The sequence below is a fragment of the Amnibacterium sp. genome (assembly GCF_051956055.1).
GTDB lineage: Bacteria > Actinomycetota > Actinomycetes > Actinomycetales > Microbacteriaceae > Amnibacterium.
Map to the genome: position 1 here is coordinate 1 of NZ_JBQCGC010000013.1, position 15495 is coordinate 15495.

Genomic DNA, 15495 nt, shown 5'->3' on the forward strand with positions numbered 1-15495 from the left:
TCAGGCGGAGCGGCGGGCGCGCGCGGCGCGGCGCTTCAGGGCGCGGCGCTCGTCCTCGGACAGGCCGCCCCAGACGCCGGAGTCCTGGCTCGTCTCGAGCGCGTACTGGAGGCACGACTCGGTGACCGTGCAGCGACCGCAGACCGACTTCGCCCGGTCGATCTGATCCACCGCCGGCCCGGTGTTGCCGACGGGGAAGAAGAGCTCCGGGTCAGCGGTCAGGCAGGCAGCTCGGTCACGCCAGTCCATGCGTGGGCGCTCCTTCATTCAGTTCGATCGTCCCGGAGGCAGCAGGCGGCGCCGGGCAGTCAGCGGTCGCTCGATGTTCTCCGGGTGACGGGGCCTAGGCTGGATTCCAGCCCCTGACAGCCGAAGAGGAACGGTCTCCCGTTCCTCTTGTCCGCGTCACCGTATGCCCACGGCTTCGGGGGCATCGAAACGAACCGGAAACATGGTGACACAGCACCGAACCGCGATCAAGGGTGCGAAGGTCTGATGTGCCTGTGAGCCCTCCGACCGTCCCCGCTCCCCGTCCGATCGCCCTCGTCCTCGTCGCGGTCATCGAGCTGCTCGAGGCCGTCGGCATGGCCGTCCTCGCGGCGCTCTCGATCGCCGCCGGCCCCGGGAGTCGTTACCCGCCGACCGCCTACGGCGTCGGTGGCACGCTGCTGCTCGCCGCGGCGCTGCTGGTGCTGGTCGCGGTCGGCACCCTGCGGGCCCGCTCCTGGTCGCGGACCCCGGGCCTCGTCTGGCAGATCGTGCAGGTGCTCGTCGGGCTCTACACGTTCCAGGGGCAGGGCGCGCAGCCCGGACTCGGTCTCGTCGCGATCGTCCCGGGCGTGGTGGCCGCGGTCCTGCTGCTCACGCGGCCCGTCCGCGAGGCCACCGCGCGCCGCTCCTCCCAGTCCTGATCAGTCGACGCCGAGCCGCTTGCGCAGGCTCGCGACGTGACCGCTGGCCTTCACGTTGTAGAGCGGCAGGCTCACCCGGCCGTGCTCGTCGATGACGAACGTCGACCGGATCGTGCCCGTGACCGTCTTGCCGTAGAGCGACTTCTCGCCGAACGCGCTGTACGCCTTGTGCACCTCGAGCGTCGGGTCCGACAGCAGCGGGAAGTTCAGCGACTCCTGCTCGGCGAACTTCGCGTTCTCGGCCGGCTCGTCCTTGGACACGCCGATCACCTGGTACCCGGCCGACCGGAGCGAGTTGAGGTTGTCGCGGAAGTCGCACGCCTCGGTGGTGCATCCGGGTGTCATCGCGGCCGGGTAGAAGTACAGGACGACCTTCTTGCCGCGGTGGTCGGCGAGCGAGACCGGCTTGCCGGTCGAGTCGGGCAGGGTGAAGTCGGGTGCCTGGTCGCCGGGGGCGAGGCGTGCGGCCGTGTCCGTCATGTCGGAGATCCTCTCGTGTCTGCTAATCTTGCTCCCCGGCCGCTGAGCGGTCGTACGCACCTCTAGCTCAATTGGCAGAGCAACTGACTCTTAATCAGTGGGTTCCGGGTTCAAGTCCCGGGGGGTGTACCGAAACACCTGATGGGCCGGTCCTCCTGGACCGGCCCATCGTCGTCTCGCGACGCGCGAACTCCCGGAGAGCGACGAGGTCGCTCTCCGGGTGCCTGATCACCTGCTCGAGCCAGGCCCGAACCCCGGGGAAGGACGAGCCTGCGGCGGTCCGTGCGATCAGGTCGCTCGGGTCGATGCGGGTCCTGCCGAGTGAGGCGACGCCTCGATCGAGTACCGCCCAGTGCGCGCCGGTGCGTCCGTAAGGGAGTCCGACGCTGCCCGGGTTGACGACCAGGCGGCGGTCGACGAGGCGGATGAAGGGCATGTGCGTGTGTCCCGTGACGACGGTCTCGATGTCCTCGGCGAGCCCCGCCTGCGCCTCGAGCCAGCGATCGGGCCGGGAGTCGACGAGGACGACCTCCTCGTCGCTGCTCGGTGTCGCGTGCGAGAAGAAGGTCGGCCCGAACCCGTCCACGTCGAGCACCACGGACTCCGGCATGGCTTCGATCGCGTCCTGGTGGCGGGTCGTCAACTGCCTCGCGCCCCACGTGGAGAGCGGGTCCTCGCCGAGTCCGACGTCGAGGCCGCGCGACATCTGCAGCAGCTCCCGGTCGGCGTTCCCGCGCACGAGGACGACCCGGTCGCCGAGTTCGAGGAGGCGGTCGAGGACCTGCGCGGGCTGGGGTCCCCAGGTGTGGTCGCCGGTCACCACGACGCGCTCCGCCCTCGCGATCACCGGTTCGGCGAGCACCCGGTCGAGTGCGACGAGCATCCCGTGCACGTCCGACAGCACCGCGACCGAGGTGACCATGCGTCCACTCTGCCCCGCCGGCGCTCCGGTGCGGGAGGGCACCCGAGCTCCGACTGCTCACGGTTGCTTTCCGCTCTGGAAAGTGAAACGGTTGCCGGTATGGAAAGCGATCCCGCCGCCCCGGGTGCCTCCGGCGCCCTCCCGCCCGACGAGGCGCGCGGTGCGCTCGACGCGCTGGACGCCGACCGGGCCGCGCTGGCGGAGCGGCTCCGCACGCCGTGGTGGTACTACCCGGGCCTCGGCGCGATCCTCGCGGCGTTCGTGGCCTCCCCGGCGATCGTGGACAGCGGCACGCGGTCGACCGTCGTGACCTTCGGCTGCGTCGGACTCGTCTTCCTCCTGCTCGCGCACAAGCGGGCGACCGGGTTCGCGGTGCTCCGGGACGCCGGGCCCAGGAGTCGATGGCGCGCGATCTGCCTCGCCGTCGCCGTCGTGCTCCTGTTCGTCGCCTCGCTCGTCGCCGCGCGCGCGGGTGCCGCGCTCTGGGTCACGGTGTTCGTGGCCGCGGTGTTCGCGGCCACGGTCGTCGGCGGGCGCTGGTACGACCGCGCGTCCTTCGCCGAGCTGCGCCATGGCCGTTGAGCCCCGGTTCGACGACGCGATCCACGCCCCGAACCGGCTGCGACTCTGCGGCCTGCTCCGGCACGTCGGCGACGCCGAGTTCGCCGCGCTGCGGGACACGCTCGACCTCTCCGACGCGAACCTCTCGAAGACGGTCAAGGCGCTCGTCGACCTCGGCTACGTCCGCGTGCGGAAGGAGGCGTCGCTCAGCCGGACGGACCTCCGGCGCACGACGACCGTGTGCCTGACGGCGGCGGGGCGCCGAGCCTTCGACGGGCACGTCGCCGCGCTGCAGCAGCTCGCGGCCGGCGTGGTCGGCTGACAGCCCGGCCGCGCTCGTTCCACAGCTGCAGCGGGTGCCCGCATCGGCGCGGGACCGAGCAGAGCCGAGGGTGACCCTGGGGCGCCGGCGAGCGCCTCAAATCGCATCGGCCCGTGGTCGACCTTCGGCTCGCACTCGTGCCCCCTCGGGGGCGATCCGGTCGTCGTCTGGGAGCCGCACCGAGGCGCGGGCCCCGGTCGAGGTGTTGTCCAGCACGAGCTCCGCTCCGATCCGATGCGCCCACGCCGTCGTGATCGCGAGGCCCAATCCCACCCCCGCCGCGCTGCCGTGCTTACCGAACCGCCTGGGACCGTCGATGAGGACAGTCCGCGGGAATCCTGGGCCGCTGTCCAGCACATCGACCACGCCGTCGCGCGCGACGACGCGGATCGGTGGTGCCCCGTGGCGCCGAGCGTTCTGGATCAGGTTCGTCAGGACCCGCTCGAGCATCGCCCCGTCGGTCACGCGGGTGCCGGGTCCGTCGAGCACGACCTCGACGTCGCCGTCGTCCGCGACGACGCGACACACGAGCTCGCCGACGTCCACCGGTCCGGCCCGGAACGGGAAGGTGGCCTCCGCGCGCGCGAGCTCCAGGAGGTCCTCGACGAGCCGTCGCATCCGGGTGACCTGTCGCATGACCACCTCGGCCTCCTCACCGGGTGGAAGCAGCTCGGCCGCCGTGCTGAGCGCCGTGAGGGGGGTCCTGAGCTCGTGTGCGACGTCTGCGGAGAACGCGCGCTCCCGGTCCAGACGCGCCGCGAGCGCGTCCGTCAGTCCCTCGATCTGATCGATGAGCTCCTCGACCTCGTCCCGCGCGCCTCGGGCGGGGACGGCAGCGGGCGCCAGCGTGTTCGCCGCCGAGCGCAGCCGACCCGTCAGGGAGCCGGCCACCAGCCATCCGACGGCCGTCGCAGCCGCGAGCACGCCCGCGACCAGGAGCCCGAGGATCGTGAGCATCTCCTCGCGCTGCCGGAGCAGTCCGACCGCGGGGATCCGAACCGTGAGGACCCGTCCGGAGGCGACCCGCCGTGACGCCCACATCGACCGCCCGTCGAACCACGTGGTGACCGTGTCCCGGCGGATCGCTGCGTCCACCCGAGGCGGCGCGCCGCTCGCGCCGACCGTGGCGTCGATGGGCACCGTGCCGGTGAAGTCGTAGGTCGCGGTGGCCGCAGCGACGGCATCGACGGCGCGATCGCGCAGCTGGCTGATGCCGCTCGTCATCATGCCGGTGTCGAGCACGCCTCCCACGAGCGCGGCGGAGACCAGCGCGCCGGTGGCGAACAGCACGGCGATCCGCGTCCGGATCGACCGGTACCAGGGGATGCCTCGCCTCACGGCGTCCTCGGGATCCGGTATCCGAAGCCGCGCACGGTCTCGATCGCCCCGTCACCGAGCTTGGCTCGCAGCCGGAGCACGTTGGTGTCGACGACCCGCTCGTCGATCCAGTCCTCGTCGCCCCAGACCGAGCGCAGCGCCTGACGGCGCGACAGCGTCGCGCCCTCCGCGTCGAGGAGGGCTTCGAGCAGCTTGAACTCGGTCGGGCTGACCACGATCGTCCGGTCGCCGCGGCTGAGCGTCCTCGCGGAGCGGTTCACCTCGATGTCCCCGATCCTCGTGACCGCCGGTGTCCTCGTCCCGCGTCGCCGTTCGAGCGCGCGCAGCCGGGCCGCGAGCACGCCGCCGTCGAAGGGCTTCGTGACGTAGTCGTCCGCCCCGGCCTCGAGCCCGCGCACGATGTCGGCAGGCAGATCGCGTGCGGTCAGCAGCAGGACCGGGACGTCGGACCGGAGGCGGATCAGGCGCGTCAGTGCGATGCCGTCGACCTCCGGCAAGCCGACGTCCGCGACGACGACGTCGACCGCCGCGCCGTCGACCGCTTCGAGCGCGGCCGTCGCGTCGGCGGCGGCGAGGACCACGAAGCCGTGGCGGCGGAGGAGGAGCGCCGTCGTCATGCGGACGTCGTCGTCGTCCTCGACGAGCAGCACAGCGGTCATCGTCAAGTCAGCCGAGGTGGAAGAAGTCGACGTCGAACTCCGCGGTGCGGTGCCGGACCCAGGAGGGCTCGGCCTTCACGAAGTGCACGGTGATGCGCCGGTAGTGCCCGGTGCCGTCCGCCTCCGCGAGACGATCGGCGGTGAATTCGACGTCGTAGTCGCGAAAGGTCCCCGCAGCGCAGTTCGGCTTGCAGTCGTTCTCCACGTACGAGCCGCTGCCGCGAGCAGTGGAGCCTCCCCAGACCGTCCAGCGCGCCGGCTCGAGCGAGCTGTTCGCGTCCGCGCAGGTCAGCACGAACGACGCAGGGCGCACCACGGTCTGGTGATCGCAGTCGATGAGGTAGGTGTGGGAGGCGACCGCGTCCGGATCCGCCGAGGAGAGGTGCAGGGTGACGGGCCCCGGGTCGGCGAACGACCGGTGCAGCGCGAGGACGGCGCCGGCCACGACGAGCACGACGGCGCCGGTGGCGAGCGCGGCGGCGAGGGGACGCCCCAGGCGCCGAGCGGTCGCTCCAGCCAATCGGTCCTCCTGATGTCGAGAGCGGCCCCACGAACGGTATCGGCCGGTCGGGGGATCGCCGTCGTGTGCTCCGTGACAGGTCTGTGACAGCCGACCCCGGCGGCCGTTTCGATGGCGACGCATCCCGTAGACATCCCTCCGGACGCGTCGCGTCCACGGAACCGGTCGTCCTCGCGAATGGTCCTGCTCCGTCGCGAGGAGGAGATCGGATGCGAACCACCCCGAGCCGCGTTCCGCTCCTGAACACTGCGGACGGACGCGCTGGTGATCGACGCCGCGCGGAGAGGATCGGTCCGCGGTGAATCCGGTGGTCTGGCTGCAATCGGTGCCGATCGAGGACGGCCCGCTCCTCACGGGCGTGTATGCGACGGCGGCGGCCGCGCTGCTCGTGCTCCTGGTCCCGCGGCTCGGTGTGCGAGGGGCAGGGGTCGTGCGCGCCGGCTGGTCCGCGGCGGCGGCGGGTGCGGGAGCCGCCCTCGGGGCACTCGCGGTGTGGGTGTCGGTCGATCTGCTGGACGCGTTCGGCGCTCCCGCCTCGACGGTGATCAGGGCCGCTGCGACCGGTGCGGGTGCGGCAGCCGGGATCGCCGTCGTGAACCTCGTGCGCACCGCCTGGTGGCGGAGGGCGGTGGCCCTCCTCGCGCTGGTGGGGGCGCTCGTGTCCGGAGCACTCATGATCAACCGCGACGTCGCGTACTACCCGACCCTCGGCGCCGCGTTCGGCGACACCGGTGTTCAGCCGCTCCGGGTCGACCGCGTCGTCTCGAGCGCGCCGTCCGCGTCGCCGCCGACCGTCGGGACCCTCGGCACCGTGCGCATCGCGGGGCGCGTGTCGCACTTCCGAGCGCGGGACGCCTGGGTCTACCTGCCGCCGGCGACGGCCGAGCAGCCGAGGCGGAGCCTCCCCGTGGTGATCGCGTTCTCGGGTCAGCCGGGCAGCCCTTCGGATGTCTTCCTGGCCGGTGGTCTCCAGACGCGGCTCGATGCGATCGCCGCGCGGAACGGCGGGCGGGCGCCGATCGTCGTCGTGCCGGATCAGCTCGGGGCGTACAGCAGCAATCCGATGTGCGTCGACTCGCCACTCGGCCGGGTGGCGACCTACATCACGGTCGATGTGCGCCGCTGGGTGCTCGACCATGTACCGGCGGCCGCCCGCGATCGGGCGCACTGGGCGGTCGGAGGGTTCTCGGAAGGAGGGACCTGCGCGGCCCAGTTCGGCGCCTCGCACCCCGAGCTCTTCGGAGGGGTCATCGCCGTCTCGCCCGAGTGGGGGCCGCTCGACCACACCGTGGCACGGACCGTCGCAGAGGCCTTCCACGGCGACGCGGCCGCGTGGCGCGCCGCGCATCCGATCGCGATGATGCGGAAGCACGGCCGGTACCACTGCATCACCGCGATCTACAGCGTCGGCGCGCTCGACCACCGCTACGGGCGCGTCGCACCGGCCATGGCCGCCGCCGCTCGTCACGTCGGCATCCACGCGACGTTCGAGCGCATCCCCGGGCTCGCGCACAACTGGAACACGGGCGCGGCCGGGCTCGACCTCGGTCTGCAGCGCCTGCTGCCGACGTGGGGACTGCGCTGATGCGGGGATGGCTCGTGCACCGTCCGGTGACGCTGGCGCTGGCGACGACGATGGCCGTGCTCGCCGTCGTCGCGGGCACCCTCGCGCCGTGGGGGAGCGGCACGGCCGCCCGGCACCACTGGGGCTGGGACCCCGAGGTGCTCGTGCACGGGCAGGTCGTTCCGGGCCTGCTCGCCGGGATCCTCGTGCCGCACAGCCCGCTGCACGCCCTCCTCGCCGTCGTGGGCGTGCTCGTCGTCATCGGTGCAGCCGAGCCGCGATTGGGCCCGCTGCGGACGGTGGGCGTCTTCGCCGCGACCGGCGTCGCGGGCTCCGTGGTCGGAGTCCTGCTGCAGGTGGCCGGCTTCGCGACCCGCACGATCGTGCCCGGGCCCCCGATGACGCTGCTGGTCCTCGATCCGACCATCCCGCTCGCCGGTGTCGCGCTCGCACTGAGCGCGGTCGTCGGACCACTCTGGCGGCGGAGGATCCGCGTCCTCGGATTCGCCGCGCTCGCGGTGGCGATGCTGTACTGGGGTGGGCCGGCCGACCTCTACCGGGTCGTCGCAGCGATCGTCGGGTTGCTCCTCGGGCTCACGATGGCGACGGAAGCACCGCGCGCCACGCCGTTCGCCGGATCGCATCGGGAAGCGCGCAGCCTCGTCGCGGTGCTCGTGGGGATCACGGCCGCCGGTCCGCTCGCATCCGGTCTCGCTCCGCACGGCTGGGGTCTGCTGCGGCCGACCGGGCAGCTGGTCCGAAGCGCCCACCCGGCCGGCCACGGTGCCGAGCACTGGTGTCACCTGCAGCATCCCGTCGCGGTCTGCGCGCACGAGTTCACGCGCCTCTCCGGCGTGCTGCCCGGCGTCCAGCTCGTCTCGGTGCTGCCGCTGCTCGTCCTCGTGCTCGCGGCGATCGCCTTGTGGCGCGGTTACCGCGTCGGTGCGATCGTGGCGGTCGCCGTCGAGCTGCTCTACGCCGTGCTGGGCGCCGTCTACTTCGACCTGATCCCGCTCACCCCCGGTGCCGCGACGAGGGCTGCGGGTTCGATTACGCTCGTCCAGGCGATCCTCTCCGTCGCGCTCCCGCTCGCGGTCGCCGCGCTGGTGGTGCTGCAGCGGCGGCACTTCACCGTGTCCACCACCCGCGGTGTCGGCCGGGCCGCCGCCGCGGTCGCCGGGCTCTCGGTCCTCGGATCGGCTGTCGCCTCGCTCGCGGTGGCCTGGTTCGCCCGGGCGCAGTTCTCGCCGGTACCCGGGTTGGGCGATCTGCTGGGTGACCTCCCCGAGCGGTTCGTGCCGCTCGGCTTCCTCCGCCTGCGTCGCGCCGACTTCGTACCGACCGGGCCCGTTGCGCACCAGGTCTGGGCGTGGACGGGCCCGGTCGCGTGGACGGGCGTCGCGCTCGCGGTGGCGCTCTGCCTGATCGCGGTGCGCGACCGAGCGCCGGCCGCCGACATCAGACGCGCGCGGCGCCTGCTGCAAGCCGCCCCGGGCGGTCCGCTCGCCGGCATGGCGCTGTGGCCGGGCAACCGCCTCTGGTTCACCGCGGACGGCGAGCATGCGGTCGCCTATCGTCCGGTCGGCACCGTCGCGCTCGCGATCAGCGAGCCCCTCGGCGCCGAGGAGGGCTCGGAGCCGGCGGCCCGCGACTTCGCGCGCGACTGCGAGGACCGCGGCCTCACGCCGGTGTTCTACACCGTGCGCCCCGCCTTCGCCGAGCGCCTGACGGCCGCCGGGACGTGGCGCACGATGCCGATCGGCGAGGACAGCGTGATCCGGCCCGCGACCTTCTCGATGACGGGGAAGCGGTGGGCCGACGTGCGCTCGTCGTTCAACCGGGCGGAACGGCTCGGCGTGCGCGCGGTGTGGACCGATTGGGCCGGGTGCTCGCCGGCGCGGCGGGCGCAGATCGAGGCGATCTCGGAGGACTGGGCGGCCCAGCGGGCGCTCCCGGAGATGTCGTTCACCCTCGGCGGCCTGCGGGAGCTGAAGGATCGAGACACCCGGCTGCTGCTCGCGGTCGGTCCTGACGACCGCATCGAAGCGGTGACGAGCTGGCTGCCGACCTGGCGCGACGGCAAGCGGATCGGGTCGACGCTCGACATGATGCGTCGTCGCATCGCGGCATGAGCGGGGGGATCGAGTTCCTGATCGCCTCCGCGGTGCTCGTCGCTCGGGAGGAGGGGCTCGAATTCGTGAGCCTGTCCGCCTCCCCGCTGGCGACATCCGCGTCGTCGGGTGACTCGGCGGCTTCGCGTCTGCTCGACCGACTCGCGGCCGTGCTCGAGCCCGCCTACGGCTTCCGCTCGCTCGCGGCCTTCAAGCACAAGTTCCAGCCCGAGTGCCCGCCCCTCCTCATGGTCGTGCCCGACCGGATGGCGCTGCCCGCAATCGGCATGGCGCTGCTGCGGGCCTACCTGCCCGACGCCGCCCCGAAGCATCTCGTCGCTCTGGCAGGGAGCCATCTCGCACACCGACCCGGTCGAGCGGGCCGCAGGGCCGCCCGGCTGCGCACGCCCGGCTGACGTCGTGAGACTGCTCGATCTCGTGCTCCGCACCCGGCTCGAGGTGTGGACCAAGCTCGTCCCGCTGTACGCGGGAAGCGTGCTCCTCGCGATCTCGGTGCTGCTGCCCGTCGGGCCCCGTCGCGCACTCGCGCTGCTGCGCGGGAGGGCGCTGCAGCGGCCCCCGCGGCGCATCTCCCCACCCCCTGCTGCGATCCGCTCGGTCGCCGCCGGTCTCGTCGTGCTCGCGCTCGGCTGCGGCGCCGGCCTGATCATCGCCTGGCTCGCCAGCGACGTGGTCGACGTGGTCGGGGTCCACTTCACGTCGATCATCCGGATGTGGTGCGCGCTCGCGTTCGGCGGAGTCGCCGTTGGGGTGCACGGTCTGGTGCGGCGCGGGGCGGGGCGCCGGATCCAGGCGGCAGCCCTGATACCCGCGTCGCTGCTCGCCGGAGCGTTCGGGATCAACGTCGATGTGGCTGCCTACCCCACGCTGGGCGCCCTCTTCCACCGCGACGCGATCCCCGCGCTCGCGCTCCCGGTGCTTCCGGCGCGTCTCGTCGACGCGGCCGACTGGCGACCCCGCGGGCAGCTCCCTGCGCACGGCGTGCTCGGCACCGTCCGGATCCCGGCGCGTCTGTCGCACTTCGGCGCACGGCCGGCGGTCGTCTACCTGCCGCCGGCGGCCCTCACGCGGGATCCGCCGCGCCTCCCGGTCATCCTGTCCCTGTCCGGCCAGCCCGGGTGGCCCACGGACGTCTTCGTGAACGGCGGCCTCAGCGGCGTCCTGGATCGCTATGCCGCCGAGAACCACGGCATCGCGCCGATCGTGATCGCGGCCGACCAGATCGGGCTCCCCGGCAACAATCCGATGTGTCTCGACTCCCGGCTGGGGCGCGTCGACACCTATCTCACGCGGGACGTGCCCGACTGGGCGAGGACCCACCTCCCCGTACGCGTCGGGGGCTGGGGTGTCGAGGGGTTCTCCGAGGGAGGGACCTGCGTCCTGCAGCTCCTCCCGACGCATCGGCGGCTCTTCACGGCCGGTCTCGCGATCGCACCCGAACTCGCCGAGGAGGACCGTGGTGTTCCGAACACGGTCCGCGAAGCGTTCCACGGCGACCTGGAGCGCTATCTGGCTGCGACACCGGTGCGCCTCCTCCGCCGTCTCGGGCCGTTCCCCGAGGACCTGGTGGTCATCGGATGGGGTGCCGCCGACACCGACTACGGTGCGGACGCTGCGGCGCTCGCGAACGCGGCGGCCCGCGCCGGGCTGGTGGTCTCGGTCGTGCGCCTGCCCGACAGCGCCCACGACTGGCACACCGTCCAGGGCGTGCTCGGCATCGGCGTACCGGAGATGGCTCAGCACCTGCTGCGCAGATGACGCTGCCGCGAGCACCCCTCATCCGCGGCGGACGATGCCGAGCCCGTCCGCCGCTCGTACCGTCCTTGCGCAGCACGACGGTCCCGCCCCCGCCCCGGCGGAGGCGGGAAGGACGGAGGAGCGCGATGACGGACGTGGGCGTCGGCCCCATCGACTACCTGGCGCTGCGGTTCCCGCACGCGCGGTTCACCGGCGACGGGCTGCGGGCCATCGTCGACCTCGTCGACCGTGGGATCATCCGCGTGCTCGACCTGCGGTTCGCGAAGCGCGGGACCGACGGCACGGTCCGTGGCGCGGCGCTCGCGGACCTCGACGGCGACGGCCTGCTCGACCTGGCGCTGTTCGACGGCGTCGAATCCGGGCTGCTCGACGACGATGACCTGGAGGAGTTCGGCGATCTCATCGCGCCGGGCGACGCGGTCGGGATCGTCATCTACGAGAACACCTGGGCGGTGCCGTTCGTGACGGCGATGGCCGCCGCAGGCGCCGAGGTCGTGTCGAGTGCGCGGATCCCGGCGCTGGACGTCGCGGCGCGGCTGGACGAGATCGAGGACCGGCCCGCGTCCGCACGCGTGCCGGCGTGACCTGACCGGAACCAGGAGGGACGTGATGGGACTCATCCGAGGCGTGGCGCGGACCGCCGTGATCGCCGGGACGGCGACCGCGGTGTCGAACCGGGTGTCGCGTCGTCAGGCGAACCGCTGGGCTTCCCAGGAGCAGCAGGCCGCACCGCCCGAGCAGCAGGCCCCGCCGCCGCAGCAAGTCGCGGCGCCCGACCCGGTCGAGCAGCTGCAGCGGCTCGGCGAGCTGCGCGCATCCGGGGTGCTGACGGAGGCGGAGTTCCAGGCGCAGAAGCAGCGCATCCTCGCCGCGTGACCGTCGCGGATCCGGAGAAATCCGACGACACGCCGTGCAGTGAGGCGATCGACCGGGGTGTCGCTGAGAAATTCCGGATCCGCGAAGACCGACGGGCGCGGCCGCGGTTGCGCGGTTCTTGGCGATCTCTGAGACGCCGTTCCGGAGGCTACTGCTCGTGTACGAGCGGATGAGCCCAGCAGGAACGCCCGACGCCCCGGTGGCGCACGCTCGGGCCGTGACGCGCTCCGATGTGCGCATTCGCGCCTTCATCGCGGTGCCCGCGGCCGTCCTGCTGATCGTGATCGGCTTCCTGCTGAAGGCCGGAGGGGCCTTCGAGATGCCGCTCTCGCACGCGCTGAACCTCCTGCACCACGGCGTGATCGGCGCGCTCGGGAACGCGCTGTACCACGGGATCGGGCCCGCGCCGGCGATCGTGGGGACCGTCGTCATCACCGCGGTGATCCTGCTCGTGAGCCGCAGCTGGCAGCGGGCGTCCACGTTCGCGGTCACGATCGCGGTGTCCTGGCTCTCGATGGCCGTCGTGAAGCTGCTCGTGCACCGCCCTCGGCCGATCGCCGCCCAGCTGGCGCTGCCGTACCACCCGGCCCAGATCGACGCGTCGTATCCGAGCGGGCACATGGCGTTCGCGAGCGCCGTCGTCGTCACGACGATCCTCCTGATCCGCCCCGGCACGCTCCGGCGGGTCCTCGTCGTGGTCGGGGCGCTGCTGCTCGTGGGGGTGGCGCTGCTGCTCACCATCGACGGCGTGCACTACCCGACGGACGTGACCGCGTCGCTGCTCTGGGTCCTGGCGGTCGCCCCGCTGGTCTTCGCCCTCTGGGTCCGGTACGCGCTGCCCTGGCTCGCCCGTCGCCTGCCCCGGGACCGCAGCCCCCTCGTCCCGGGAGTCGGCCGAGGCTGAGACGGGCCCCCACGGATCCGGAGGTTAGGCGACCCTAAACTGGCGCCGTGCCGTCGACGAGTGCTGGAGCCGCTCCCGCACTCGCCGAACCGGCCGCCTCCCGGCGCGGGCTGCTCGCGGTCTGGGGCCCGGGGCTCATCGTCATGCTCGCGGACACGGACGCGGGCTGTCTCGTCACCGCCGCGCAGTCGGGAGCGCAGTGGGGGTACGCGCTCGTGCTGCCGCAGCTGCTGCTCATCCCGATCCTCTACATGGTGCAGGAGATCACGGTCCGGCTCGGCGTCGTGACCGGCAAGGGGCACGGCCAGCTGATCGCCGAGACCTTCGGGCGCGGCTGGGGCGTGGTGTCCGTCGTCCCGCTCGTCGCGTCCTCGATCGGGGCGCTCCTCACCGAGTTCGCCGGCGTGGCGGGAGCGGGGGAGCTGTTCGGGGTGTCGCCCTGGATCACCGTGCCGGTGGCGACGGCCGGCCTGCTCGCGGTCGGGCTGATGGGCAGCTACCGGCGCGCGGAGCGGATCGGCATCGTCGTCGGCCTCGCGCAGCTGCTGTTCGTCCCCGCGATGCTGCTGGCCCGGCCCGACCCGGCCGCGATCCTGTCCGGGCTCGGACGGATCCCCATCGGCGACCAGGGCTACCTGCTGCTGCTCGCCGCGAACGTCGGCGCGGTGATCATGCCGTGGATGATCTTCTACCAGCAGACCGCGGTCATCGACAAAGGGCTGACCACCGGGGACCTGAAGCGGGAGCGCCGCGACACGGCCTTCGGATCGGTCCTCACCCAGGGGGTGATGATCGTCGTCATCGTCGCGCTCGCGGCGACGGTCTGGACGCATCACGGGAACAAGGCGCTGAACACCGTCGGCGACATCGCGACCGCCCTCGCCCCCTTCCTCGGCGGCGGCGCGGCCGCGGTGCTGGTCGGGCTCGCCGTGCTGGGGGCGGCCCTGGTCGCCGCGCTCGTGGTGTCGCTCGCGGGCTCGTGGGGGCTCGCGGACGTGTTCGGGTGGCGGCATTCCCTGAACGAGCGGGTCGGGCGGAGCAACTGGCGCTTCTTCCTCGTGTACGGGCTGATCCATGTGGTCGGCGCCGCGCTCGTCCTCGCGTCGGTGAACCTCGTGCAGCTCGCGGTCGAGGTGGAGGTGATGAACGCGCTGCTGCTGCCGCTCGTGCTCGGCTTCCTCCTGGCCCTGGAGGCGAAGGCGCTGCCGCGCGAGCACCGGATGCGCGGGCCCTATCGGTGGGTCGTGACCGCGCTCTGCGTGGTCGTGATCGGCTTCGCCCTCTCGATGGTCCCGCAGGCGGTCACCGCGCTCTGACCGTCCCCGGCCGCTCACCATCGAACGCCGATCCGGTGGGTCGAGCATGGGGGGATGAGCGAACCGAGCGTCCCCGCCGTCGAGCCGGCATCCGGGGACCCGCAGGAGGCGGGGCCGTCCGCTGCGAGCGTGACCGAGGCGACGCCGCCGACGTGCCCGACCCGCACCCGCCTCTACCGCGGTGGCCGGCTGGTGGACGAGGGGTTCCCGGCCGAGTCGATCAGCGATCACCTCGCCGCGCACGACGACGCGTTCGTCTGGCTCGACCTGCTGGACCCGGACGTCGCCGACCTCAGCATCGTCACGCACGAGTTCGGCCTGCACCCGCTCGCCGTCGAGGACGCGGTGCAGGACCATCAGCGGCCGAAGCTCGACCGGTACCGGACGCACCTGTTCGTGAACATGTACGCCGTCACGTTCGAACCCGGCTCAGACGAGCTCGCGGTGTCCGAGCTGAGCGCCTTCATCACGGACCGCGCCCTGATCACCGTGCGGAAGGCCGAGTGGGACATCGACGCCCTCGTCGCCCGCTGGGACGCGGACCGCGACCTGGTGCAGGCGGGGGTCGGGTTCCTGGTCCACGGCTTCGTCGACGCGGTGGTCGACGGGCATTACCGGGCCGTCGAGCAGATCGGCGACGCGCTGGAGCTGCTCGAGGACGCGATGTTCGACGCGAAGCGGCGGGCGGAGATCCGGCGTCGCGGGTTCGAGCTGCGGAAGAGCCTCAGCCGGCTGCGTCGCGCCGTCGCCCCGATGCGCGAGGTGGTGGCGCGCCTGATCCGCAGCGACGAGGACCACCACCTGGCGAGCGACCGGCTCGGCCCGTACTTCCAGGACGTGCACGACCACGTCCTGCAGGCGACGGACGAGATCGAGGCGCAGCACGAGCTCGTGTCGAGCATCCTGGACACGAACCAGAACGAGCAGGGCAACGACCTGAACGAGATCACGAAGAAGCTCGCCTCCTGGGCCGCGATCATCGCGGTGCCGACGGCGGTCACGGGGTTCTACGGGCAGAACGTGCCCTACCCCGGCTTCTCGAAGGAGTGGGGGTTCCTCACCAGCTGCGCGGTGATCCTCGGCCTCGGCGGCGGGATCTGGGCGATGCTCCGGAGGCGCGGCTGGCTGTAGCCGGATACTGAGGCGGAGGAGGAGCCCCGGGCTCCTCCCGCATGATGGGAGCACCGCATGCGCGCCCGTCGTCCGACGACGGTCCTGCGGTTCGAGCAGGA

16 protein-coding genes, 1 tRNA gene and 1 pseudogene are annotated in these 15495 nt (G+C 72.6%); 12 read left to right on the plus strand and 6 right to left on the minus strand.

Annotated elements, in window-relative coordinates:
* Positions 1 to 249 (minus strand): WhiB family transcriptional regulator, encoded by a 249-nt coding sequence (locus ACTHLI_RS02110; protein ID WP_440181174.1) that lies wholly within the window; start codon positions 247 to 249, stop codon positions 1 to 3.
* A 254-nt stretch (positions 250 to 503) separates the two neighbouring features.
* On the opposite strand from ACTHLI_RS02110, the gene ACTHLI_RS02115 reads away from it, so the two are divergent.
* Complete coding sequence (locus ACTHLI_RS02115; protein ID WP_440181175.1) at positions 504 to 911, plus strand: hypothetical protein; 408 nt, start codon at positions 504 to 506, stop codon at positions 909 to 911.
* Here the strand turns inward: ACTHLI_RS02115 and bcp are convergent, their stop codons facing one another.
* A complete protein-coding gene (gene bcp, locus ACTHLI_RS02120) occupies positions 912 to 1391 on the minus strand; it encodes a thioredoxin-dependent thiol peroxidase (RefSeq protein WP_440181176.1) in 480 nt (159 codons plus the stop codon).
* A 56-nt stretch (positions 1392 to 1447) separates the two neighbouring features.
* Here bcp and ACTHLI_RS02125 point away from each other — a divergent pair.
* Positions 1448 to 1520 (plus strand) — tRNA-Lys (locus ACTHLI_RS02125).
* Here ACTHLI_RS02125 and ACTHLI_RS02130 read toward each other — a convergent pair.
* Positions 1486 to 2313, minus strand: a complete 828-nt coding sequence (locus ACTHLI_RS02130; protein ID WP_440181177.1) for a metallophosphoesterase family protein — start codon at positions 2311 to 2313, stop codon at positions 1486 to 1488. The two genes, ACTHLI_RS02125 and ACTHLI_RS02130, sit on opposite strands and share 35 nt — an antisense overlap.
* A 99-nt stretch (positions 2314 to 2412) precedes the next feature.
* Between ACTHLI_RS02130 and ACTHLI_RS02135 the strand changes: the two genes are divergently transcribed.
* Together ACTHLI_RS02135 and ACTHLI_RS02140 are read left to right on the plus strand one after the other, a co-directional pair.
* Positions 2413 to 2895, plus strand: coding sequence for a hypothetical protein (locus ACTHLI_RS02135; protein ID WP_440181178.1), 483 nt, complete (start codon positions 2413 to 2415; stop codon positions 2893 to 2895).
* Positions 2885 to 3196, plus strand: coding sequence for a transcriptional regulator (locus tag ACTHLI_RS02140; RefSeq protein ID WP_440181179.1), 312 nt, complete (start codon positions 2885 to 2887; stop codon positions 3194 to 3196). The genes ACTHLI_RS02135 and ACTHLI_RS02140 overlap by 11 nt, the downstream gene beginning before the upstream one ends.
* A 96-nt stretch (positions 3197 to 3292) precedes the next feature.
* Here the strand turns inward: ACTHLI_RS02140 and ACTHLI_RS02145 are convergent, their stop codons facing one another.
* The 3 genes from ACTHLI_RS02145 to ACTHLI_RS02155 are packed head-to-tail and all read right to left on the minus strand — an operon-like array spanning position 3293 to position 5713.
* Positions 3293 to 4534, minus strand: coding sequence for a sensor histidine kinase (locus ACTHLI_RS02145; protein ID WP_440181180.1), 1242 nt, complete (start codon positions 4532 to 4534; stop codon positions 3293 to 3295).
* Positions 4531 to 5193, minus strand: coding sequence for a response regulator transcription factor (locus ACTHLI_RS02150; RefSeq protein ID WP_440181181.1), 663 nt, complete (start codon positions 5191 to 5193; stop codon positions 4531 to 4533). Before ACTHLI_RS02150 ends, ACTHLI_RS02145 begins: the two co-directional genes overlap by 4 nt.
* 7 nt (positions 5194 to 5200) lie before the next feature.
* Positions 5201 to 5713: a hypothetical protein gene (locus tag ACTHLI_RS02155; protein WP_440181182.1), complete on the minus strand. Its 513-nt coding sequence runs from the start codon at positions 5711 to 5713 to the stop codon at positions 5201 to 5203.
* A 298-nt stretch (positions 5714 to 6011) separates the two neighbouring features.
* Between ACTHLI_RS02155 and ACTHLI_RS02160 the strand changes: the two genes are divergently transcribed.
* The 8 genes and pseudogenes from ACTHLI_RS02160 (at position 6012) to ACTHLI_RS02195 (ending at position 15394) form a co-directional block, all read left to right on the plus strand.
* The gene (locus ACTHLI_RS02160; RefSeq protein ID WP_440181183.1) at positions 6012 to 7298 is read left to right on the plus strand and encodes an alpha/beta hydrolase; all 1287 of its coding nucleotides are present in this window, start codon (positions 6012 to 6014) and stop codon (positions 7296 to 7298) included.
* A 1490-nt stretch (positions 7299 to 8788) separates the two neighbouring features.
* Positions 8789 to 9804, plus strand: a pseudogene (locus tag ACTHLI_RS02165) (bifunctional lysylphosphatidylglycerol flippase/synthetase MprF).
* Between the two features lie 4 nt (positions 9805 to 9808).
* Positions 9809 to 11167: an alpha/beta hydrolase gene (locus tag ACTHLI_RS02170; protein WP_440181184.1), complete on the plus strand. Its 1359-nt coding sequence runs from the start codon at positions 9809 to 9811 to the stop codon at positions 11165 to 11167.
* Positions 11168 to 11292: 125 nt separating this feature from the next.
* Positions 11293 to 11751 carry a DUF6325 family protein gene (locus ACTHLI_RS02175; RefSeq protein WP_440181185.1) on the plus strand — a complete coding sequence of 153 codons (459 nt, stop codon included), beginning with the start codon at positions 11293 to 11295 and terminating at the stop codon, positions 11749 to 11751.
* A gap of 25 nt (positions 11752 to 11776) precedes the next feature.
* Positions 11777 to 12043, plus strand: a complete 267-nt coding sequence (locus ACTHLI_RS02180) for an SHOCT domain-containing protein (RefSeq protein ID WP_440181186.1) — start codon at positions 11777 to 11779, stop codon at positions 12041 to 12043.
* 217 nt (positions 12044 to 12260) lie between these two features.
* The gene (locus tag ACTHLI_RS02185; protein WP_440181187.1) at positions 12261 to 12947 is read left to right on the plus strand and encodes a phosphatase PAP2 family protein; all 687 of its coding nucleotides are present in this window, start codon (positions 12261 to 12263) and stop codon (positions 12945 to 12947) included.
* Between the two features lie 47 nt (positions 12948 to 12994).
* Positions 12995 to 14263 (plus strand): NRAMP family divalent metal transporter, encoded by a 1269-nt coding sequence (locus ACTHLI_RS02190; RefSeq protein WP_440181188.1) that lies wholly within the window; start codon positions 12995 to 12997, stop codon positions 14261 to 14263.
* A 54-nt stretch (positions 14264 to 14317) separates the two neighbouring features.
* Positions 14318 to 15394: a magnesium transporter CorA family protein gene (locus tag ACTHLI_RS02195; RefSeq protein WP_440181189.1), complete on the plus strand. Its 1077-nt coding sequence runs from the start codon at positions 14318 to 14320 to the stop codon at positions 15392 to 15394.
* Positions 15395 to 15495: the final 101 nt, after the last annotated feature.

Bases quoted from the DNA above. Each gene is read 5' to 3' on its own strand.
- ACTHLI_RS02175 (WP_440181185.1), top strand. From the start codon at position 11,293: ATGACGGACGTGGGCGTCGGCCCCATCGACTACCTGGCGCTGCGGTTC.
- ACTHLI_RS02195 (WP_440181189.1), top strand. From the start codon at position 14,318: ATGAGCGAACCGAGCGTCCCCGCCGTCGAGCCGGCATCCGGGGACCCG.
- ACTHLI_RS02110 (WP_440181174.1), bottom strand. From the start codon at position 249: ATGGACTGGCGTGACCGAGCTGCCTGCCTGACCGCTGACCCGGAGCTC.
- ACTHLI_RS02150 (WP_440181181.1), bottom strand. From the start codon at position 5,193: ATGACCGCTGTGCTGCTCGTCGAGGACGACGACGACGTCCGCATGACG.
- ACTHLI_RS02130 (WP_440181177.1), bottom strand. From the start codon at position 2,313: ATGGTCACCTCGGTCGCGGTGCTGTCGGACGTGCACGGGATGCTCGTC.
- ACTHLI_RS02135 (WP_440181178.1), top strand. From the start codon at position 2,413: ATGGAAAGCGATCCCGCCGCCCCGGGTGCCTCCGGCGCCCTCCCGCCC.
- bcp (WP_440181176.1), bottom strand. From the start codon at position 1,391: ATGACGGACACGGCCGCACGCCTCGCCCCCGGCGACCAGGCACCCGAC.
- ACTHLI_RS02140 (WP_440181179.1), top strand. From the start codon at position 2,885: ATGGCCGTTGAGCCCCGGTTCGACGACGCGATCCACGCCCCGAACCGG.
- ACTHLI_RS02180 (WP_440181186.1), top strand. From the start codon at position 11,777: ATGGGACTCATCCGAGGCGTGGCGCGGACCGCCGTGATCGCCGGGACG.